20 protein-coding genes and 2 tRNA genes are annotated in these 20,982 nt (G+C 70.0%); 18 read left to right on the top strand and 4 right to left on the bottom strand.

Annotation, left to right across the window (positions count from 1 at the left end):
* The first annotated feature begins 47 nt into the window (after positions 1 to 47).
* The 5 genes from C3481_RS05515 to C3481_RS05495 all read left to right on the top strand — a co-directional run bounded on the left by C3481_RS05515 (position 48) and on the right by C3481_RS05495 (position 3,533).
* Positions 48 to 929: a hypothetical protein gene (locus tag C3481_RS05515; protein WP_023952139.1), complete on the top strand. Its 882-nt coding sequence runs from the start codon at positions 48 to 50 to the stop codon at positions 927 to 929.
* A gap of 45 nt (positions 930 to 974) precedes the next feature.
* Positions 975 to 1,772: an inositol monophosphatase family protein gene (locus C3481_RS05510; protein ID WP_023952137.1), complete on the top strand. Its 798-nt coding sequence runs from the start codon at positions 975 to 977 to the stop codon at positions 1,770 to 1,772.
* 134 nt (positions 1,773 to 1,906) lie between these two features.
* Positions 1,907 to 3,301 (top strand): M23 family metallopeptidase, encoded by a 1,395-nt coding sequence (locus tag C3481_RS05505; RefSeq protein WP_242435650.1) that lies wholly within the window; start codon positions 1,907 to 1,909, stop codon positions 3,299 to 3,301.
* 63 nt (positions 3,302 to 3,364) lie between these two features.
* Positions 3,365 to 3,436, top strand: a tRNA-Thr gene (locus C3481_RS05500).
* Between the two features lie 23 nt (positions 3,437 to 3,459).
* Positions 3,460 to 3,533: transfer RNA gene (locus C3481_RS05495), tRNA-Met, on the top strand.
* Between the two features lie 553 nt (positions 3,534 to 4,086).
* On the opposite strand, the gene C3481_RS05490 is transcribed toward C3481_RS05495, so the two are convergent.
* Positions 4,087 to 5,406 carry a cytochrome P450 gene (locus C3481_RS05490; RefSeq protein WP_258039020.1) on the bottom strand — a complete coding sequence of 440 codons (1,320 nt, stop codon included), beginning with the start codon at positions 5,404 to 5,406 and terminating at the stop codon, positions 4,087 to 4,089.
* Between the two features lie 62 nt (positions 5,407 to 5,468).
* Positions 5,469 to 6,389 (bottom strand): DUF368 domain-containing protein, encoded by a 921-nt coding sequence (locus C3481_RS05485; RefSeq protein ID WP_023952131.1) that lies wholly within the window; start codon positions 6,387 to 6,389, stop codon positions 5,469 to 5,471.
* Positions 6,390 to 6,531: 142 nt separating this feature from the next.
* On the opposite strand from C3481_RS05485, the gene C3481_RS05480 reads away from it, so the two are divergent.
* From C3481_RS05480 to C3481_RS05455, 6 genes are all read left to right on the top strand, one after another.
* The gene (locus tag C3481_RS05480) at positions 6,532 to 6,891 is read left to right on the top strand and encodes a hypothetical protein (protein ID WP_023952129.1); all 360 of its coding nucleotides are present in this window, start codon (positions 6,532 to 6,534) and stop codon (positions 6,889 to 6,891) included.
* Entirely contained in the window at positions 6,888 to 8,678 is a 1,791-nt protein-coding gene (locus C3481_RS05475; protein WP_103841105.1) for a glycoside hydrolase family 15 protein, read from the top strand. The genes C3481_RS05480 and C3481_RS05475 overlap by 4 nt, the downstream gene beginning before the upstream one ends.
* A complete protein-coding gene (locus C3481_RS05470) occupies positions 8,668 to 9,552 on the top strand; it encodes an SMP-30/gluconolactonase/LRE family protein (RefSeq protein ID WP_103841102.1) in 885 nt (294 codons plus the stop codon). The genes C3481_RS05475 and C3481_RS05470 overlap by 11 nt, the downstream gene beginning before the upstream one ends.
* 53 nt (positions 9,553 to 9,605) lie before the next feature.
* A complete protein-coding gene (locus C3481_RS05465; RefSeq protein WP_064956219.1) occupies positions 9,606 to 10,502 on the top strand; it encodes an SDR family oxidoreductase in 897 nt (298 codons plus the stop codon).
* A gap of 93 nt (positions 10,503 to 10,595) precedes the next feature.
* The gene (locus C3481_RS05460) at positions 10,596 to 11,090 is read left to right on the top strand and encodes a MarR family winged helix-turn-helix transcriptional regulator (RefSeq protein ID WP_258039019.1); all 495 of its coding nucleotides are present in this window, start codon (positions 10,596 to 10,598) and stop codon (positions 11,088 to 11,090) included.
* Positions 11,087 to 11,509, top strand: a complete 423-nt coding sequence (locus C3481_RS05455; RefSeq protein ID WP_023952119.1) for an organic hydroperoxide resistance protein — start codon at positions 11,087 to 11,089, stop codon at positions 11,507 to 11,509. The genes C3481_RS05460 and C3481_RS05455 overlap by 4 nt, the downstream gene beginning before the upstream one ends.
* Positions 11,510 to 11,533: 24 nt before the next feature.
* Here the strand turns inward: C3481_RS05455 and C3481_RS05450 are convergent, their stop codons facing one another.
* Positions 11,534 to 12,229 carry a GTP pyrophosphokinase family protein gene (locus tag C3481_RS05450; RefSeq protein ID WP_023952117.1) on the bottom strand — a complete coding sequence of 232 codons (696 nt, stop codon included), beginning with the start codon at positions 12,227 to 12,229 and terminating at the stop codon, positions 11,534 to 11,536.
* A gap of 113 nt (positions 12,230 to 12,342) precedes the next feature.
* Here C3481_RS05450 and C3481_RS05445 point away from each other — a divergent pair, with 113 nt between their 5' ends.
* The 7 genes from C3481_RS05445 to C3481_RS05415 are packed head-to-tail and all read left to right on the top strand — an operon-like array spanning position 12,343 to position 19,866.
* Positions 12,343 to 14,070 (top strand): ABC transporter ATP-binding protein, encoded by a 1,728-nt coding sequence (locus C3481_RS05445; RefSeq protein ID WP_103841099.1) that lies wholly within the window; start codon positions 12,343 to 12,345, stop codon positions 14,068 to 14,070.
* Positions 14,067 to 16,121 (top strand): ABC transporter ATP-binding protein, encoded by a 2,055-nt coding sequence (locus C3481_RS05440; RefSeq protein ID WP_103841097.1) that lies wholly within the window; start codon positions 14,067 to 14,069, stop codon positions 16,119 to 16,121. Before C3481_RS05445 ends, C3481_RS05440 begins: the two co-directional genes overlap by 4 nt.
* Before the next feature lie 43 nt (positions 16,122 to 16,164).
* Positions 16,165 to 17,028, top strand: a complete 864-nt coding sequence (locus C3481_RS05435) for a DUF2510 domain-containing protein (protein WP_103841095.1) — start codon at positions 16,165 to 16,167, stop codon at positions 17,026 to 17,028.
* Entirely contained in the window at positions 17,028 to 17,864 is an 837-nt protein-coding gene (locus C3481_RS05430) for a sulfite exporter TauE/SafE family protein (RefSeq protein ID WP_023952109.1), read from the top strand. The genes C3481_RS05435 and C3481_RS05430 overlap by 1 nt, the downstream gene beginning before the upstream one ends.
* 9 nt (positions 17,865 to 17,873) lie before the next feature.
* Entirely contained in the window at positions 17,874 to 18,323 is a 450-nt protein-coding gene (locus C3481_RS05425) for a MaoC family dehydratase N-terminal domain-containing protein (protein WP_103841093.1), read from the top strand.
* Positions 18,320 to 18,727, top strand: a complete 408-nt coding sequence (locus C3481_RS05420) for a MaoC/PaaZ C-terminal domain-containing protein (RefSeq protein WP_023952105.1) — start codon at positions 18,320 to 18,322, stop codon at positions 18,725 to 18,727. The genes C3481_RS05425 and C3481_RS05420 overlap by 4 nt, the downstream gene beginning before the upstream one ends.
* Before the next feature lie 2 nt (positions 18,728 to 18,729).
* On the top strand, positions 18,730 to 19,866 hold the full coding sequence (locus tag C3481_RS05415) for a UDP-N-acetylmuramate dehydrogenase (RefSeq protein ID WP_103841091.1): 1,137 nt from the start codon (positions 18,730 to 18,732) through the stop codon (positions 19,864 to 19,866).
* 97 nt (positions 19,867 to 19,963) lie between these two features.
* On the opposite strand, the gene C3481_RS05410 is transcribed toward C3481_RS05415, so the two are convergent.
* A complete protein-coding gene (locus C3481_RS05410) occupies positions 19,964 to 20,851 on the bottom strand; it encodes an endonuclease domain-containing protein (protein WP_103841089.1) in 888 nt (295 codons plus the stop codon).
* Positions 20,852 to 20,982: the final 131 nt, after the last annotated feature.

Raw genomic sequence — 20,982 nt, 5'->3', positions numbered from 1 at the left:
CCGTGCATGCCAGGATGTGAGGAGTCAGCGCGGAAGGAAACCTGTCGATGAGCAAGCCCATCACATCTCCGGAATCGAGCAAGCTGCTGCGCGCCGCGATCTGGGTCGCCATCGGCGCACTCATCGCCGCGGCGATCGTGTGCGTCGTCTGGGTTCTGATCGGCTCGGGCACCGGCATCGTCGCGCGCGCCTTCATGACGGTGCTGCTGCTCGCGGGTTTTGCGGGCATCGCGATCCTCGAGTCGCACCTGGCGGGTCGTCGGCCCGCCTGGTTCGCGCTCACGAGCATGGGCAGCTGGGTCGTCGCGCTGCTGGTCGGCGCCGTCATGATCTGGCTGCCGTCCCCGACCGAGAGCTTCGGGTGGGGATACGAGCGCTTCATGCGCTTCCTCCTGGTCGTGCTGATTCTCCAGCTCGCGCTGCTGCACCTGCGCCTGTTCACGAAGGCCTACCTGCGCAACCCCACGACGTTCCTCTCGATCGTGACCTACGTCACCATCGCCTTCGTCGGGATCGTCGCCGTCATGCTGATCGTGCCGCTCGTCGGCGGCGAGTGGTTCGACTTCCTGCCGATCTACTGGCGCGTCGTGGTCGCGCTCACCATCCTCGCGGCGGTCGGCACCGCGCTGGTCCCGCTCGTGAACGCACTGCTGATGCCTCGCCCGCCGCATCCACCGGCAGCTGCGCCGTGGCCGACCTACGCCGACGGTCGCACGCCCCTGCCCGTGCTCGGCGATGGATCGCCCGACTGGCAGGCCTACTACACCGGTCGCCCCACCTACCCGCAGGGCTACGCCCCCGCGCAGCAGGCTCCGGCACATCCGACGGCGGCTCAGACGACCCCGCCGACGCAGGCGCCCGCGCAGCCGGGGTACCAGGACTACCCGCCGCCCCCGCCGCTGCCCGACCAGCCGATCGCCCCGCGCTGACGTTCCCGGCCTTGCGGAGGCCGCGAACCCCGTAGCGTGGGTCGCATGGTGGATGCCCGAGAGCTCACAGATCTGGCCGTCGAGATCGCGCGCGAGGCGGGTGCGCTCGCGCGTCGACGCCGCAGCGAGGGCGTCGCGATCGCCGCGACCAAGTCCGCGCTCGCCGACATCGTCACCGAGGCCGATCGTGAGGTCGAGCTCCTCATTCGCGATCGCATCGCTCAGGCGCGGCCAGACGACGGGTTCCTCGGCGAGGAGTCCGGAGCCGAGCACGGCGCGAGCGGCTTGACCTGGGTCGTCGACCCCATCGACGGAACCGTTAACTACGCCTACGGCATCCCGCACTACGCGGTGAGCATCGCCGTCGTCGACGGCGAGCCCGATCCGCAGCAGTGGGAGGCGGTGGCCGCGGCGGTCTTCTCGCCGGCCGTCGACGAGATGTTCCGCGCGACCGCGGGCGAGGGCGCCTGGCTCGGCGACGCCCGCCTCGCGGTGTCCGAGCCGACCGACGCGGGCGCGCTCCTGGCGACCGGCTTCGGCTACGACCCGGCGACGCACGCGGGCGATCTCGCGCGGCTGGGCCGCATCATGCCCGTCGCGCGCGACATCCGCCGCGCCGGGGCGGCATCCCTCGATCTGGCGTACGTCGCCGCCGGCCGGCTCGACGGCTACGTCGAGCGCGGACTTCAGCCCTGGGACCACGCCGCCGGCGCGCTGCTGGTCGCCGAGGCCGGGGGAGTGGTGACCGGGATGCCCGGAGAGCGTCCGGGGCGGACCATGACGATCGCCGCGTCCCCGTCGCTCCACAGTCGTCTGGCAGAACGGGTTTTCCACGAAAGCTGACGCGTGGATCGCATTCCCAGCCGCAAGTCGTTAGTGTTTACCCGTTCGTTATCTTCGGAACCCGATCCGGAGGGCGGACACCACCCGGAGAGATTGTGCCGCGCCAGCGCGCGCTGTTTTCGAGAGCCTGCGATTTGACTTCTGAGACCACCCCCACCGAGGCCGCGTCCTCGCGACCCTCGGCAGGGGAATCCTCGTCCGGTGCGGCGACGGGTCTCACGCGGGCTACGGGACTGACGCGAGCGCAGTGGCGGCGTCTGGCGGCTGAAGCCGAGCTCGCCGCGAAGGTCGCCGCGGTTCCGACCGACGACGTCGCGACGATCGACGAGGCGCCGTCGACGCCCGACGAGCCCCGCGCGGCGTCGAGCGACGACGCGAGCACCGCCCCCGTTGCGGAGCCCGAGGCCCAGATCGACGACGAGACCGACGAAATGGTCCTCACGGTCCTCGACGGCGACGCCTACGCCGGTCCGGATCTCGTCACGCCCTCCCGTCGTCGTCGCTCACGTCCGGCCGAGCACACTGCCCCCCAGGGGGAGTCGTTCGGTCCTGCCGCGGTCGATTCCGCGAAGACCGAGACGGCGGATGCCGCCGAGACGAGCTCGGCCGGCGACTCGGGCGCCGGTGACGAGACCCGCAAGCCTTCGGACGCGCATGACGTCGACGAGTTCGAGTTCGCCGCGCGCCTGTTCTCCTTCACTGCTCAGACGCCGGTGCAGGTTGCCGAGGAATCGATCGCCGAGCACCAGCAGCGCACGCGCGAGGTCGCGGTCGCCCGCCCGGGGCGCCTGCGTCGTGTCGGCAAGCGCGTCGCCGCGGCATCCGTCTCGATCAGCGCCGTCGCGGCCGTCGGTCTCCTCGCGGTCGGCCTGACGAGCCCTGCCGCTGCGGTCTTCGCGTCCGGTGACACCGGCCGTGACATCACGGCGGAGGTGCCGCGGACGTCGGCCTCGATCGAGCCCGAGGAGATCCAGGCGTACGTGTCCTCGTCCAGTACGGGTGTGACGTTCGACCGCAGCGACACCTTCGACGTCACTTCGGTCTCGAAGATCGCCGCAGACTCGGGTGTGACCAACTTCGCCGGCACGTGGGTCAACGACCCGAACGCCGCGATCCAGTGGCCGTTCCCGGTCGGTGTACCGATCTCGGCGCAGTTCGGCTCCGTCTCATACCTCTCCGAGTTCTCGCGTCCGCACCGCGGGGTCGACCTCACTCCGGGCGCAGGCGCGGACATCCACGCCGTTGCGGGCGGAACCGTGCGCATCGCGACCGAGGCGGGCGGCGACTACGGAGTGACGGTCGTCATCGACCACAACATCGACGGTGAGCTCGTCTCGACCCGGTACGGCCACATGCAGTACGGCTCGCTCAAGGTCAAGGTCGGCGACACGGTCGAGCCCGGCCAGATCATCGGCAAGGTCGGCAGCACTGGCAAGTCGACGGGGGCTCACCTGCACCTCGAGGTCCTCCTCGGCGGCACCACGCAGACCGATCCCATCGCCTGGCTCGAGGAGCACACGAAGCGCTGACCTGATTCGAAGTGAGGCCGCCGAGATGGTATCCTCTTCTAGTTGCCCGCTCGCGGGTGGCACGCCCCGATAGCTCAGTGGCAGAGCACTTCCATGGTAAGGAAGGGGTCGTCAGTTCAATCCTGACTCGGGGCTCGCAGCATCCTCGGATGCGTTGCGGCAGGGTAGCTCAGTTGGTGAGAGCGCACGACTCATAATCGTGAGGTCGCGGGTTCAAGCCCCGCTCCTGCTACAGATGAAAACCCCCGGTGCGTCCGGGGGTTTTGTCGTATCCGGGATGAGGTCGACGCGGCGGCCGTCGCGCCGAACGCGAACGCATCAGGGGAAGAGGAGGCGCCCGGGACCCCTCCAGAGTCCCGGGCGCAGGTCGGACGCGAGACGAGGACCTAACTCGCGGCCGAGGGATCGAGCAGGCCCGCCCTGCTCCCCATCAGCGCTGGATCGCACCCGACGTGATGATCATGCCTCGGGTGGCAGATGGCCCGTGCTCACCGGCTGCGCCCCTGGCCGGGCTCAAAAAAGCCGGTCAAACGACTTAAAAGTCCCGCGACTGGGCTCTTGAAGGGCTCTGTATCCGCTGATGTTCCGCGCAGGATTTCATCCGATCGGATGATGCCGGGCACTCCCACGCGGACCGGAAACCAGAACGCCCCGTCATCCGAGGATGCGGGGCGCTCCACGATCCGGGGGGAAGATCGTCGACGTCATCGACGCTAGGGCCTCCCGGGCGGTCCGTCGAGTCGGCCTTTCGGGGGACACGATGCCCGAGGACGGGTCGTGTCGCGTCAGCGCCGGTGGAACGGGCAACCACTGCCGGTGCCGGCCGCACGGACACGACCGCCCGACGCGGGCTTCGTCGGCAGCCGGCGCATGTCGACGTCGAGACCGGAGCCGAGGATCGTGACATCCGGGTGGCTCAGCGCCGTGATCGCGGTCGCGAGCCCGGCGATCGCGAGCTTCTCTCCCGGGCACCGGTGGCCGGTGGCGACATCCGCGCCGCCGTGCGGGACGAACGCGGGAAGAGCCTCGTAGTCGTCGACGCCGATGAAGCGCTCGGGCGCGAACGAGTCGGCGCGCTCCCACGACCTCTCATCGACGTTGGTGCCGAGGATGTCGAGGACGACGCGGCCACCCGCCGCGACGCGCTGGCCGTCGAGCTCGATGTCGGCGACCGCACGCGCGGGGAGCATCGGAACGAACGGGGCCGTGCGGCGGACCTCCTGGGCGAACGCGATGGCGAGCGGTCCGCCGTCGAGGGTCTTGCGATCGGCCGCCTCCGCGGCGATGCGCTCGCGCCACTCCGGACGGTCACGCAGCTCCTTCGCCGCGAAGGCCACGAACCGCGCGACGGCGATCATGGGTCGCATGCTGTTCTGCAGCTCGATCCCGGCGAGTCGCGCAGACAGCAGCACGCCGGCGCGATCGCGGTGCCAGGCCCACGCGTGGAGGGCCGTTCCGGGCTTCGGCTGGAGGTCGCCGTCGCGCACCGCCTCGATGAGGTGCTGAGCGTGGCGGTCGGACCAGCGGCGATTGATACACGCGAGGATGTACTCGGGCGAGTAGGGGACGCCGAAGCCGTCCACGATCTGCGCCAGGCGTGCCGCCCACCGCGTCTTCGCGGCGGGAGTGCCCGGAAGTCCCGCCCACCGCATGACGGCACGCCCGAAGGCGCCCACAGCCGCGTCGTAGGCGGAGCGCTCACCGCCGGCGAACCAGTCGTCGAGCTCGCGCTGCCACTCGGCGGCGAGGAAGGGGCGCAGGCGCTCGACCTGCTCGTCCTCGTAGGCGACGTCGAGGAACGTCGCTTTGCGGTGCCTGTGGTCCTGACCGTCGAGGCTGTGAACCGAACCGTGGCCGAAGAGGGTCTCCTGCACGATCCCCGGCATCGCCCCGTGACGCCGCACCCGATCCTCGTCGTAGAACACCTCGACGCCCTCGGCGCCCCGGACGAAGATCGTCGGATCGCCGAGAAGGCCCATCGGCGCCGAGCGAGCGTCGGCTCGCACTCGCCTCCAGATCCGATCGCCGAACCCGTAACCGCGCAGCAGAAGCTGGGGGGAGTCGTCGGTCAGCGTGCGTGCAGCGGCGGTGATCGAAGACATCATGAGTCCACGCTCACACGCCGGCCCGGCTGAGCCGAGGGGGAGGCGGATCCAGCTGACGTGTGCTAGCCCGCGGCGCCCGATTCGAGGCGACGAGCAGCCCTGCGCAGAACAGCGGATTCGATGAGGAGCACGCCGCCCACCGCCGCCGCGCCGATGAGGACGAGGAGCAGCACCGGCAGGGCATCGGGCCCGGGGGGCTGCACCGTGCCGCCCTCCTGCCATGGCCACAGGGCGCGGAGCGAACCGAGCATCAGGCCCGTCATCATCGCCAGCATGACGCGCCGCCGGTGGACCAGCAGCCACTGCAGCACCGACACGAACAGCCCGAGACCGATCATCGCGCCGAGGATGAACACGCCCAGATAGACCAGGTCGCGCTCGTTCACGGCGGCCAGCGTCGGGGCGTACATACCGACGGCCAGCAGGATGAACGAGCCCGAGACGCCCGGGACGACCAGTGCGCACACGGCGAACGCCGCCGCGAGCGCGACCACCGGAAGGGGCGGTTCGAGAGGATCGACCTGGGGGAGGCTCGTGAGAAGGAAACCGGCGACGGCGCCGACGGCCGCGATGGCGTACTCGCGCATCCGCCAGCGACCGCCGACCATCCGGATCGGAACGACGAGCGAGGCCAGGATGAGTCCCGCGAACAGGGCGCGCGAGGCGACGGGCTCGGCCTCGATGATCGGTGCGAGGATCGCGGATGCCGCGAGGACCGCGGCGATCATGCCGAAGCCGACGGGCAGGACCACCGACCAGCGCACGGCGGCGAACTCCTCGCGCGCACGAGTGAGGCCGCGGCCCCGGACGCCGTCGGAGGCGGCGCGGGCGACACCGCGGGCGAGGTGGCCGGCCGAGTCGATGAGCGTCTCGTACACCCCGACGATCAGCGCGACGGTGCCACCGCTGACCCCGGGGATGATCTCGACGGTCCCGATGAGAGCGCCGCGACCGGCATCCAACAGCATTCGGGCGACGGGCATGGGTGACCTCCGGGATGACGACGACGGAGCGTTCCACGCTACCGGTGACCACCTGAGCGACCCGTGGTGGTCGCCGTTACCGCGCCCTCGGGCCCGGTGCAAGTGGCTCGACGAATTCATCGCTCCCGCGCATCGTGGAGTCATGTCCAACGCATTCAACGACGACCTCGCCCGCCCCACCGCAGCCGAGGACGCCGGCATCCAGCCGCTGCGCGACGGCGATGCGACCAGCGTGGCCGATCCCGACCTCGACCCCGCGCAGCGAGAGTGGGACCGCACCGACGCGATCGACGAGGCGCTCGACGCCGGCGTCGACCCCGCCGAACTCGACACCGCCACCGCCACGAGCGACGACCCGGCGCACATTCCCTCGGACGAAGACGAGATCCCCGCGGAGGACCTGCCCACGGGATACGCCCAGCCCGAGACCCAGGGAGACGACCCGGTCATCGCCGAGCTCGGTGAGGACGGCGAGGGCGACATCAACGACGAGGGCATGTGACCGCGGCGATCGAGTCGTACGCGCCGATCGGCGACGGTCGCACCGTCGCGCTGATCGGACTCGACGGCAGCATCGACTGGTTGCCGCTTCCCGAACTCACCTCCACCCCGGTCTTCGCCCGCCTGCTCGACAGTGAGACGGGCGGGTGCCTCGAGCTCGCGCCCACCGAGGAGTTCGAGACCACCCGGCGGTACATCCCCGACACCAACGTCCTGGAGACGACGTTCACCACCGCCCGCGGAACCGTGAAGGTCACCGACGCGATGGTCTCGGGAGTCGCCGGGCGGATGCCGTGGGCGGAGCTGGCGAGGCGCATCGACGGAATCGATGGCACCGTGCCGATGGCCTGGCGTATCCATCCCGGCACCTCGCTGCGGACGGCATCGCCCTGGATCGAGCGCACCCAGCACGGCGACGTCATCCGCAGCGGCAAGACCGCCCTCGTCGTCGTGGGTTTCGAGCACGGCCCCGACGCGCCCGACCCCGACGGCACGAGCGGCCCGCGCCTGACCGGGTCGTTCACCACCTCGGCCGGTTCGCGCCACCTGATCGCGCTCGCCGCGACGCACGACGAGCCCCTGCATCTTCCCGACCCGCGCAACGTCGACATCGGCATCGACCGGACGATCGACAACTGGCGGCACTGGTCCGAGGTCTTCTCGTACGAGGGGCCCTGGCAGGAACGCATCCAGCGCAGCGCGCTCGCCCTCAAGCTGCTCATCTTCAGCCCCACCGGCGCGATCGCCGCGGCCGCCACCACCTCGCTGCCCGAGAATCCCGAGGGCGGCAAGAACTGGGACTACCGCTACGCCTGGGTTCGCGACCTCGCCTACACCGCTCACGCCCTCGTGCGCTTCGGGCTCCGCGAGGAGACGCATGCGGCGCTGTCGTGGATGCTGCGCACCATCCGCGAGCACGGGCCCGAGCTGCACGTCATGTACACGCTGAACGGCGACCTCGTGCCCGACGCCCAGGACTATCCCGTGCCCGGATGGCGCGGCAATCAGCCCGTCGTGACGGGCAACCCCGCCCGCGAGCAGCTCCAGCTCGGCGTCTACGGCGACCTCATGGCCATCTGCCGAACGTACGTCGATGCGGGCAACGTGCTCGACATCGGAACGGCACGGATGCTGGCGGGTGTCGCCGACCGCACGTGCGACCTGTGGCGCAACCCCGACTCGGGCATGTGGGAGCTGCCGGAGGAGCGGCACTACACCTCGTCGAAGATGGGGTGCTGGAAAGCTCTCGACGACGCGGTCGCGCTCGCCGAGAGCGGTGCGATCCCCGGAAGCGCGGAGCGGTGGAAGGCCGAGCGCGAACGCATCCGGCTCTGGATCGAAGAGAACTGCTGGTCGGAGGTCAAGTCTGCGTACGTGTTCTACGCCGGGTCCGAGGAGCTCGACGCCTCCGTGCTGCTGCACGCGCCAACCGGCTTCGACCGCGGCGAGCGCATGTCGACGACGATCGACGCCCTCACCGCGGAACTGGGCGCCGGGCCGCTGCTGTACCGCTACAGCGGGGTATCGGCCGAGGAGAAGACGTTCGTCGCCTGTGCGTTCTGGCGCGCTGAGGCGCTCGCGTGCGTCGGCAGGCATGACGAGGCGCTCGACCTCGTCGACCAGCTCGTCGCCCTCGCGAACGACGTCGGCATCTACGCCGAGATGATCGACGCCGACGACGGCACCGCGTGGGGCAACACCCCGCAGGCCCTCAGCCACCTCGCGTTCATCGCGACCGTGCTCACCATCCGCGACGTCGTCCCCGAGGAGGCACTCCGTGACAGATGAGATCGGAGTATTCCGCGACACCCGTGCCGTGCTCGTCGAGAGCATCTGGTGGGATCACCGCGCCGACGAGGTCGTGTGGGTCGACATCACCGCGGGACTGTTGCATCGCGGCCCGCTCGACGGTGCGGTCGACGGCAGTGACGACCGCGTCGTGGAGCTGCCCCCGCCGCTGTCGGCGGTGCAGCCGGCCGCGGGCGGCGGCTACATCGCGGCGCTGAAGGACCGGGTCGTCCTGCTCGACCCGGACGGGCGCATCGAGCGCGACCTCGCGACGCTGCGTCACCGCCACGACGGGATGCGGCTGAACGAGGGCAAGGTCGATCCGTTCGGCCGGTTCGTCGTCGGTGCCATGGAGCTCACGCGCGACGCCCCCGACGCGACCGTCTGGTCGGTCGACCCCGACGGCGGTCTGCGCGTGCTCGGCGGCGGCTACGGCGTCGCCAATGGCATGGAGTGGTCGGACGACGGGCGCACGATGTACATCACCGACACCGCGACCTCGACGGTCTACCGGGCGCCATACGGCCCCGCCGGCGACCTCGGCGAGCTCGAGCCGTACCTCGTGGGCCGATCGAGCGACGGGCTGGTCCTCGCGACCGACGGCTCGTTCTTCAACGGCCTGTACGGCGAGGGCATCGTGGCGCGCTGGAGTGCGAACGGCGAACTCGTCGACGAGATCGCGATGCCCGCGCCCAACATCACCTCCGTCGCGTTCGCCGGGCCCGACCTCGACGTCCTCCTCGTCGGATCGGCGCGCGAGAACCTCTCCGAGGAGCAACTGCAGCGGCATCCCCTCTCGGGCGGCATCCTCCGCCTCGAACCGGGCGCGACCGGCCGCCCCATCCACACGTTCGGATCCGCGTCGATCACCTGATCGACGGACCCGAGTGACGACCACCCCCAGGAAGACCGATGGAAGGAGACACCATGTCCCGTGACCAGTACACCTTCGCCAACCCCGCCGAGCTGTACGCGGACATCGAGCCCGAGAAGCAGCACATGGACGAGCCGGGCCTCGACGCCGACCTCACGCCGAAGGCCGACCTCGGCGAGGAGAGCTACCGCGGCAGCGGCCGCCTCACCGGGCGCAAGGCGCTCATCACGGGCGGCGACTCGGGCATCGGCGCCGCGACCGCGATCGCCTTCGCTCGAGAGGGGGCCGACGTGGCCATCTCCTACCTCCCCGAGGAGGAAGAGGACGCGAAGCGCATCGCCGGCATTCTGAAGGATGCGGGCGTGACGGTGGCGCAGCTCCCGGGCGACCTGCGCGACCCGGAGTACTGCCGCTCGCTCGTCGCCGACACCGTCTCGGCGCTGGGCGGCATCGACATCCTCGTCAACAACGGCGGCAAGCAGATCTTCCAGTACGAGCTGGCCGATCTGACCGACGAGCAGTTCGACGACACCTTCAAGACCAACGTCTACGCGATGTTCTGGATCACCAAGGCCGCGCTCCCGCACCTGCCGGCGGGCGCTTCGATCATCAACACCACGTCGATCCAGGCCTACTCGCCGTCGGAGACGCTCGTGGACTACGCCTCGACGAAGGCGACGATCAACACCTTCACCAAGGCCCTGGCGCAGCAGCTCGCACCGAAGGGCATCCGCGTGAACGCCGTGGCGCCCGGGCCGATCTGGACGCCGCTGCAGCCGAGCGACGGGCAGCCGCAGGAGAAGATCGACAGCTTCGGCGAGGAGACGCCGCTGGGACGCATGGGCCAGCCGGCGGAGCTCGCGCCCGCCTACGTGTTCCTCGCTTCCGCGGAATCGAGCTACGTCGCGGGGGAGACCCTGAACGTCAACGGCGGCATGCCCACGCCCTGACGTCCGCGCTCGGAGGGCGCCGGCGGCCCCGGCTGCCGGCGCTCTTCCCGACCATATTGATTGTGCACAACTGAGTTGTGTACCATGCGTCACATGGAACCGACGCAGCACATGGTCTGCTTCTCGCTCTATGCCGCGTCGCGCGCGACCACGAAGGCGTATGCCGCCCTGCTCGAGCCGCACGGGTTGACCTATCCGCAGTACCTCGTGCTCGTGCTGCTGTGGAACCGCGACGGGCGCAGCGTGAGCGACCTGGGCGAGGCGCTCGACCTCGACTCGGGCACCCTCTCGCCGCTGCTGCGCCGGATGACGCGCGACGGTCTGGTCGAGCGCGGCCGCGACAGTGCCGACGAGCGCGTCGTGACCGTGTCGCTCACCGTCCGCGGGCGCGAGCTGCGCACGGAGCTCGCTCACGTCCCCGCCTGCATCGCGCAGGGGATGGGCGTCACCGTCAACGGAGCCCGTCAGCTGATCGCCGCCCTCACCGAGCTGGCGGACGGGATGCGCGATACCGCCACCGATCTGCGCGCGGCTCCTCGCGCGACGAAGACCACCCCCGAAAAGGAAATGAAGGAGGAGCACGCATGAGCGCTCTCTACACCGCCGAAGCACTCTCGACGGGCGCCGGCCGAAACGGGCACGTCCGCACCACGGACGGCCGCGTCGACCTCGAGATGGCCATCCCGAAGGAGATGGGCGGCTCGGGCAACGGCTCCAACCCCGAGCAGCTGTTCGCCGCCGGTTACGCCGCCTGCTTCCACTCCGCCCTCCAGATGGTGGCGCGGTCCAAGAAGATCGACGTGACCGACTCGGCCGTCGGCGGTCAGGTGCAGATCCACCCGACGGATGCCGGCGGGTTCTCGCTCTCGGTCGTCCTCGAGGTCGTGCTGCCCGGTGTCGAGCGCGAGGTCGCTCAGGAGCTCGCCGATGCTGCGCACCAGGTGTGCCCGTACTCGAACGCGACCCGCGGCAACATCCCCGTCGAGATCACGGTCTCGGAGGACTGATCCCGGCGTCCCCGCGTCGCGCGCTCAGATGCGCACGACGCGGGGACGGTGCCGCACCTCCCGGTGCAGGCGCTCCATCTTCGCGTCGAGCTCGGCCGCCGTCTCCGCGGCATCCTTCAGCTCCGCGATCAGCTCGGCCGGCACGTTCGCCGCGAACTTGTAATAGATCTTGTGCTCGAGGCTCGCCCAGAAGTCCATCGCGATCGTGCGGAACTGCACCTCGACGGGGACGGTGATGCGGCCCGTGGACAGGAAGACGGGCACCTCCACGATCGCGTGCAGGCTCTTGTAGCCGTTGGGCTTGGGCTCGGCGATGTAGTCCTTGACGGTCCGCACCTCGATGTCATCCTGGGCCGTGAGCAGGTCGAACAGGCGGTAGGCGTCCTGCGTGAAGCTGCACGTGACGCGCACGCCCGCGATGTCGGTGATGTGCTCGCGGATCGACGCGAACTCGGGCTCGACGCCCTTGCGCACGACCTTCTCGACGATGCCGTCGGGCGATTTCAGCCGGCTGGAGAGATGCTCGATCGGGTTGTAGTCGTGCAGCTGCTGGAACTCGTCGCGCAGGATCTGCAGCTTGGTCTCGATCTCCTGCATCCCGAACCGGTACTCCAGGAGGAACTGCTGGAACTCGTCGCGAAGGCTCCGCAGCTCCTGGGGTGAGAAGTTCTGCAGACCGTCGGTGATCGATAGCGGGGGCACGGAGCTGCCGGTCGTCATGGCACCGACGGTACCGATCCGGCATCGGCGGCGGCTGTGAGGATCGTCGGTCGGTCGCGTGTCGGAGCGCGGCGCTACCATGAACCGTCCGGTCGACTCGCTCAAGGAGACCCATGCTCGGCAAGCTCCTGTTCCGCTATCTGCGCACCTATCGGTGGCTGCTCCTGGGCGTGCTGGTGTTCCAGTTCGGCTCGGCGATGGCCTCGCTCTATCTGCCTCGTCTGAACGCGGACATCATCGACAACGGCGTCGCCCGCGGCGACACCGCCTACATCTGGTCGCGCGGCGCGATCATGCTCGTCATCGCGCTCGGGCAGATCGTCGCGTCGGTCATCGCGACGCTGTGCGCCGCCCGCGCCGCGATGGCCGCGGGGCGCGACATCCGACGCGACGTCTTCGAGAAGGTCAACGGCTTCTCCGAGCGCGAGGTGTCGCGCTTCGGCCCGGGCACGCTCATCACCCGCAACACGAACGACGTGCAGCAGGTGCAGATGCTCGCGATGATGGGCGCCACGATGCTCGTCACAGCTCCGATGCTGGCGATCGGCGGCGTCATCATGGCGCTGCAGCAGGATGTCGGGCTCAGCTGGCTCATCGGCGTCGCGGTGCCGCTGCTGCTCGTCGTCGCGGGGCTCATCATCGGGCGCATGGTGCCGCTGTTCCGGCAGTTCCAGACGCGGCTCGACAACGTCAACCGCATCATGCGCGAGCAGCTCACCGGCGTCCGGGTCGTGCGGGCGTTCGTCCGCGAGCGCATCGAAGAGCAGCGCTTCCGCGGTGCGAACACCGACATCATGATCGTCGGCCGCAAGGTCGGATCCCTGTTCGTCCTGATGTTCCCGCTCGCCATGCTGGTGCTCAACGTCACGGTCGTCGGGGTCATCTGGTTCGGCGGCATCCAGGTCGACCAGGGCAACGTGCAGATCGGCACGCTCTTCGCATTCATGCAGTACGTCGGTCAGATCCTCATGGGCGTGCTGATGGCGACGTTCATGACGATCATGATCCCGCGCGCCGCGGTCTCGGCCGACCGCATCGGCGAGGTGCTCTCCTCTCACGATGCCCTCGAGCGGCCCACGTCGCCGGTACGCGAGTTCCCCGAGCCCGGCGCCGTTGCGTTCGACGACGTCTCGTTCACCTACCCGGGCGCCGATGCGCCGGTGCTCGAGGGCATCTCGTTCCGCGCGGCTCCGGGCGAGACGGTCGCGGTGGTCGGTTCGACCGGCTCGGGCAAGACGACCCTCGTGTCGCTCATCCCGCGTCTGTTCGACGTCACGGGAGGGGCGGTCTCCGTGGCCGGCGTCGATGTCCGGCAAGCCGACCTCGATCTGCTGTGGAGCGGCATCGGCTACGTGCCGCAGCGCGCCTTCCTGTTCACCGGCACGGTCGCGTCGAACCTCCGGTTCGGTCGGGAGGACGCGACCGACGACGAACTGTGGAGGGCGCTCGAGATCGCGCAGGGGCGCGACTTCGTCGCGGAGATGGAGGGCGGGCTCGACGCCCGCATCGCCCAGGGCGGCACGAACGTCTCGGGCGGGCAGCGACAGCGGCTCGCCATAGCACGCGCGATCGTGCGGCGCCCCGACGTCCTGGTCTTCGACGACTCGTTCTCCGCGCTCGACCTCACCACGGATGCCCGGCTGCGCGAAGCGCTGTGGCGCGAACTGCCGGAGGTCACGAAGATCGTCGTCGCACAGCGCATCTCCACCGTGACCGGTGCCGACCGCATCCTCGTGCTCGACGACGGCCGGATGGCGGGTCTCGGCACGCACGACGAACTGCTCGAGTCCAATGAGACGTATCGAGAGATCGTCGAATCGCAGCTGGGAGTGGACGCATGAGCGCCGACAACCTCACCGACGACGAGCGCACCGAGCTCGAGCTGGCCGAGCAGGCCCGCCAGAACTCGGGCAGCTGGGACAGCGTGGCACCCGGCAAGGCGGCGAAGTTCGGGCCGAGCTTCCTGCGGATGATCGGACTGCTGCGGCCGTACGCGGTCGTGTTCGCGCTCATGACGGTTCTCGGCGCGGTCGGCGTCGTTCTCGCCGTCCTCGCTCCGCGCGTCCTCGGCGATGCCACGAACCTCATCTTCGAGGGCGTCGTCTCGGCGAACCTCGGCTCGCAGTTCCCCGCGGGCACGAGCCAGGATGATGTCGTCGCGGCGCTCAACGCCGCGGGGCAGACGGATGTCGCCAACATCGTCGGAGCGATGCAGAACTTCCAGGTGGGCGCGGGCGTCGACTTCGATCGGCTGAAGTGGGTCGTCGTCACCGTGCTCGCGATCTACGTCGGCTCGGCCGTGCTCACCTGGCTGCAGGGCTTCGTGATCAACATCATCATGGTCCGCACGATGTGGCGTCTGCGCGAGTCGGTCGAGGCGAAGATCAACCGGCTGCCGCTGTCGTACTTCGACCGGGTCCAGCGCGGCGAGCTGATCTCGCGGGTCACGAACGACATCGACAACATCACCCAGACGATGCAGCAGTCGCTGTCGACCGCCCTCACGAGCGTGCTGACGGTCGTCGGCGTGCTCTTCATGATGTTCTCCATCTCGTGGCAGCTGGCGCTCGTGGCGCTCGTGTCGCTGCCGCTCATGGCCGTGATCTTCGGCGTCATCGGGCCGCGGTCGCAGAAGGCGTTCGCGGTGCAATGGCGCAAGGTCGGACGTCTCAACGCCCGCGTCGAGGAGTCGTTCTCCGGTCACGCGCTCGTCCGGGTGTACGGCCGCGAGCGCGATGCGCGCGAGAAGTTCGCGGCCGAGAACGACGAGCTGTTCGAGGCTGCCTTCAGGGCGCAGTTCCTGTCGGGCCTCATCATGCCGGGCATGACCTTCATCGGAAACCTCACGTACGTGGGCATCGCGGTGCTGGGCGGCCTCATGGTCGCGTCGGGGCAGCTGCGACTCGGCGACGTGCAGGCGTTCATCCAGTACTCGCAGCAGTTCACCCAGCCGCTGTCCGAGCTCGGCGGCATGGCCGCGGTCGTGCAGTCCGGCACCGCGTCGGCCGAGCGCGTGTTCGAGCTGCTCGACGAGGACGAGCAGGAGCCCGACGCGCCCGACGCCGAGCCGGCGCGCGGCGGTCGCGGCGTCATCGAGTTCGAGCATGTCCGCTTCGCCTACTCACCCGACAAGCCCCTCATCACCGACCTGACGTTCCGGGTCGAGCCGGGGCAGACGGTCGCGATCGTCGGTCCGACCGGGGCGGGCAAGACCACGCTCGTGAACCTCCTCATGCGCTTCTACGAGCTCGACGGCGGCCGCATCCTGCTCGACGGTCAGGACATCTCCGAGCTTTCGCGCGACGATGTGCGCTCGCGCACGGGCATGGTGCTGCAGGACCCGTGGCTCTTCGCCGGCACGATCCGCGACAATATCCGCTACGGCCGCGAGAGCGCGACCGACGATGAGATCGTCGAGGCAGCAACCGCGACGCGCGTCGACCGCTTCGTGCATTCGCTGCCCGACGGTTACGACACGGTCCTCGACGAGGATGCCGCGAACGTCTCGGCCGGGGAGAAGCAGCTCATCACGATCGCACGGGCCTTCGTGGCGCAGCCCGCGGTGCTGATTCTCGACGAGGCGACCAGCTCGGTCGACACCCGCACCGAGCTGCTGCTGCAGCAGGCCATGTCGGCACTGCGCGAGGGCCGCACCTCGTTCGTCATCGCACACCGGCTCTCAACCATCCGCGACGCCGACCTCATCCTCGTGATGGAGCACGGCGACATCGTCGAGAAGGGCTCGCACGACGAGCTGATCGCCGCGCAGGGCGCCTACTGGCGCCTCTACCGATCGCAGTTCGAGCAGGCCGCGACCGAGCAGGCGGAGGCGGTCGCCGAGATCGCCGCGGTCGACGGTGAGACGGGCAGCCAGGTCGCGGCCGATCGGTAGTCTGAACGAGGCGGATCTGCGCCCGACGCGAGAGAAGGCAGAGTTGAGCGGTTCGACGCCTCCGGGCTGGTACGACGACGGGCACGGCTCACTGCGATGGTGGGACGGCTCGCAATGGACCGAGCACACGCACGCCCCCGTCGAACCGGAGCCCGAGCCCGAGCCCCAGCCGGAGCCCGAGCCCCAGCTCGAAGAACCGCCGGTCGTGACGGAGGCCTCCCTCGCCGAGAGCCAGCACGGGCTCGCGGCATCCGACACGGCGTCGCCCACCGACGCGCTGCCGCCGATCCCGCCGTCGCCGGGAGGGTTCGCTCCGGTCTACCCCGGCGCCCACCCGACGACGGCGACGGCGGCAGTGACCGGCGCCGTCGGTGAGACCGACCCAGCGCCCGCTCGCCGATCGAAGCTCTGGATCGTCTTCGTCGCGCTCGGCGTCGTGCTCATCGGGCTCGTCATCCTCGCCGCCGTTTTCGTTCCGCGCTTCATCGTGGGGATCCTGGATCCGAGCAGCGATCGCCCCGGTGCGACGTCCGTCCAGGGGGCCGATCTGCGGGCGGCCGAAGACATCGTCGACGCGTACGACGACGCCTGGGACGACATGGACTGCGCCGCGTACCAGGCGATCCTCACGCCCGAGTTCCTCGCCGGCGGCGGCCTGTCCGACTGCGCGGACTTCGCCCAGGCGGCACGCGAGTTCAACAACTCGGTCGAGGACTACGAGGTGAGCTTCATTTCCACGACCCGAGAGGGAGACACGATCTACGTCCAGACGGTCGAGACCTTCACGCAGACGGCGGATGCCGCCGGCGCCCCTCTCGACAATCCCGTGCCGGCCAGCTTCTCGGCGCTCTACACGCTCGTCCCGGGCGGTTCCGGTTGGCTCATCGACGATTACGTCGAGCAGTGATGGGGGAGCGGGGTGCGCGCCGCAGTGCGCGGTTCTACCTGGCCTGCGCGGGGGTCGGGCTCGCGGCCGGCCTCCTGTCGGGGCTGTTCGGCGTCGGCGGCGGAACGGTCATCGTCCCGCTCCTGGTGCTGCTGCTCGGGTTCGATCAGCGGCTGGCTGCCGGAACGTCTCTCGCTGCGATCGTCCCGACCGCCTCGGTCGGCGTCATCTCCTACGCCCTCACCGGGTCGGTCGCCTGGATCCCGGCCATCATCCTCGCCGCGGGTGCCGTGATCGGAGCGCAGATCGGAAGCTGGCTGCTGGCGAAGATTCCGCAGAACGCGCTGCGCTGGGGCTTCGTGGCGTTCCTCGTCGCGGTCATCGTGATGCTCTTCATCGTCGTGCCCTCCCGTGACGCGGTACTGGAACTGAGCTGGGGCGTCGGCATCGGGCTCGCCGGGCTGGGTCTGTTCACCGGCATCATGGCGGGGCTGCTCGGTGTGGGCGGCGGCGTCATCGTCGTGCCCGCGCTGATGTTCCTCTTCGGCACGAGCGATCTCATCGCGAAGGGCACTTCGCTCCTGATGATGATCCCGACGGCGATCTCGGGCACGGTGGGCAACGCCCGCCGACGCAACGTCGACCTCTTGGCGGCCCTCGTCGTCGGACTCGCCGCCTGCATGACCACCGCGGTGGGCGCCTGGATCGCGACCCTGCTCAACCCGCTGACCGCCAACGTCCTGTTCGCCGCCTTCCTCACCTTCATCGCGTCGCAGATGGCGGTGCGCGCCGTCAAAACGCACCGTGCGGCGCGTGCGGCGAAGCGTGCTGCGCAGCCCGCGGAGGGCCAACGGTAGAATCGGACGGTGTCCGTGAACCCCGATCTGGTCGACCGCGCCTTCGCGCCGACCGCCCCGTACCTCGTGGGTCGCGAGAAGGTGCGCGAGTTCGCCCGCGCCGTCTTCGCGACCGATCCGCAGCACACCGACGCCGATGCAGCGCGCGCGCTCGGTTACGCCGATGTGGTCGCACCCCCGACCTTCGCCATGGTGATCCAGGACCTCACCCTGCAGCAGCTCCTGGGTGAGCCCGACTCGGGCATCGCCCTCGAGCGGACGGTGCACGCCGAGCAGCGCTTCCGTTACACGCGACCGATCGTGGCGGGCGATGAACTCACCGCGCAGCTCACCGTCACCGGCATCCGTGCGTTCGGCAAGGGGGCGATGGTCACGAGCGAGGCGGACATCCGTGACGTCTCCGGCGACCATGTCGTGACGGCCGTGTCCGTGCTGCTGGTCGGGGGTGAGGACGCATGAGCGATCTCACTGTCGGAACCATCGTCGCCGAGCGCTCCGTCGAGCTGACCCGTGAGTCGCTCGTGCGCTACGCCGGCGCTTCGGGCGACTTCAACCCGATCCACTATCGCGACGACGTCGCCGCCCGCGTGGGCCTGCCCGGGGTGCTCGCCCACGGCATGCTGACGATGGGGCTGGCCGTCGAGACGATCGTCGACTGGCTCGGCGACAGCGGCCGCATCATCGAGTACGGTGTGCGCTTCACGCGCCCCGTCGTCGTCGACGCCGAGATCGGTGCGACCCTCACCGTCGTCGCGAAGGTCGGCGCGGTCGAGGATGGCGTCGCGCGCATCGACCTGACCGTCAGCCACGACGGCACCGTCGTGCTCGGCAAGGCGCAGGTGCGCGTGCGCACCGCCGAGTGACCGTGGCCGAGATCGAACCGCGGTCCCTCGCGGAGCTGACCACGCTGCGCGCGGGCGCCGTGCCCGACCGCATGGTGGAGGCGCACACGGCCGACGAGCTCGTCGCCACGATGCGTGAGCTGTGGGCGGCCGGTGAACCCTGGCTCGTCGTCGGTGGTGGGTCGAACCTGCTGGTGGGTGATGAGCCGTTCGACGGCACCGTCGTCGCGGTCCGCACGACGGGTATCGAGGAGCTTCCCTCGCCGCATCCGGGCCACGCGCGTCTGAAGGTTCAGGCCGGACACTCGTGGGACGACCTCGTCGAGTACGCCGTCGCGGCCGGCCTCGGCGGGATCGCCGCCATGTCAGGCATCCCGGGCACTGCGGGGGCGGCGCCGGTGCAGAACATCGGCGCCTACGGTCAGGAGGTCGTGCAGACCCTCGTCGAGGTCGAGCTGCTCGACGAGTCGACCGGCGAGGTCAGTGTCGTCCCGGCACCCGAATTGGGACTCGGCTTCCGCACCTCGGTGCTCAAGCACCACCACGGATCGGTCGCGGCGCGTTCGGCCGTCATCCTCTCGATCACGCTCGAGCTCGAGCGTGTCGGGCACGGCGAGTTCGCGATCCGCGGGCCGCAGCTGCGCGGCGCGCTCGGGCTCGATCCCGAGGCGACGGTGTCGCTGCGGTGGGTGCGCGAGACGGTGTTGTCGGTGCGGGCCAGCAAGGGGATGGTGCTCGACGACGGCGACCCCGACACGTGGAGCGCCGGGTCGTTCTTCCAGAACGCCGTGGTCACCGCTGCGTTCGCCCGGACCCTGCCCGACGCCTGTCCGCGCTGGCCGGTGGCGCCCGATCCCGTGTCCGACCGCGTGATCCCGCTGAACGAGTACTACGGCGTCTCGCCTGTGGGCGAGGTGGCGGAGCCGGATGTGAAGGTCAGCGCGGCCTGGCTCATCGAGCACGCGGGCATCGGCAAGGGCTTCTCGCTGCCCGGTTCGCGTGCCGGTCTGTCGACCAAGCACGCCCTCGCGCTGACCAATCGCGGGGGTGCGACGGCCGAGGAGCTCGCCGCGCTCGCGCGGTTCGTCCAGCAGCGTGTGCAGGCCGAGTTCGGCCTCATCCTGCAACCCGAGCCCGTCCTCGTGGGCGTCGAGCTGTAAGCCCCCCGCCCCCGCCCCACCCGTCGAGTCGCCAGAGAATGCGGATGATCGGGTGCCGGCATCCGCAGTTCGTGGCGAGTCGACGGAGTGAGGTGCGTCACGGCCCGGACAGGAGACGGCGGATGCGGCGCACGAGCGCGCCGGGATCGTCGAAGTCACGCGCAGTCACGACGGTGACGCGGTAGCCCAGCGACTCGAGCTCGGCACGTCGTGACTGGTCGCGGCTCCACTGCGAGAGGTCGCGGTGATAATCGCCGTCGTACTCGAGGACGAGCCGGGCATCGCGGTACAGCAGGTCGACCCGCGCGACGAAGCGCCAGCCGTCGCGGATGACGACATTCGTCTCGGGCCGGGGGAGCCCGGCCCGTATGAGGAGCACCCGCAGTTCCGACTCACGCGGCGATTCCGCGCCGTCGTCGAGCAGGGGTAAGGCCGCGGCCCGGCGGACCGCGCCGCGGCGGCGGCCCGCCCTCTCGTGAGCGAGTTCGAGCGCGTCGACCGTCGTGCGCGGCCCGCCGCGAGCGATGAGCGCGTCGCCCGCGGCCACGAGAGCGCCGAGCGAGAGGGAGGCGCCGAGGTCGACCCACGTGCGTTCGACCGTCGTGAGCCGGATGCCGTCGACCTCGACGATGTCGTCCGGCTCCACGGCCAATGCACGACCGACCACCTCGGGGCGTCTGACCCGGTTGGCCGGAAGCGCGACGGCGACGTGCGGTCGCGCCGCCGCGGCGTCTCGGAGGGGGCCGGGCAGCGGCATCCGGTGCGCCGCGGCCGCAGTGGGTCCGCAGAAGAATGCATGCGGCGGAACCCGCTCGCGGATCAGCCTGAGCAGGTCGAGATGGTTCAGCGGCTCGCGCGCCCGCGCACCGTGAAGGGGCCGGGCGAGATCACGAGCCCTTAGGCGGCCGGCCGTGACGCCGAGCTCGCGGGCCGTCTCGGTGAGGAATCCCACGGGAAGCGCGGCGGGAAGCGGAGCGCGTCGCATCGCACCAGCATCCGTCTCCAAGGGCTCGCGCCGACGTTCCGCTGCCGGTCCCGGGGATATCTCGCCCCCTCACCCCCCCCTGTGCAGGACCCCTGGCTCCGCCCCCCTGCCCGTCGAGTCGCCACAAACGG

This window comes from Microbacterium sp. Ru50 (assembly GCF_002920555.1).
GTDB classification, from domain to species: domain Bacteria; phylum Actinomycetota; class Actinomycetes; order Actinomycetales; family Microbacteriaceae; genus Microbacterium; species Microbacterium arborescens.
The sequence above is the reverse complement of the archived record's forward strand: the minus strand, read 5'-3'. Positions and strand labels throughout refer to the sequence as shown.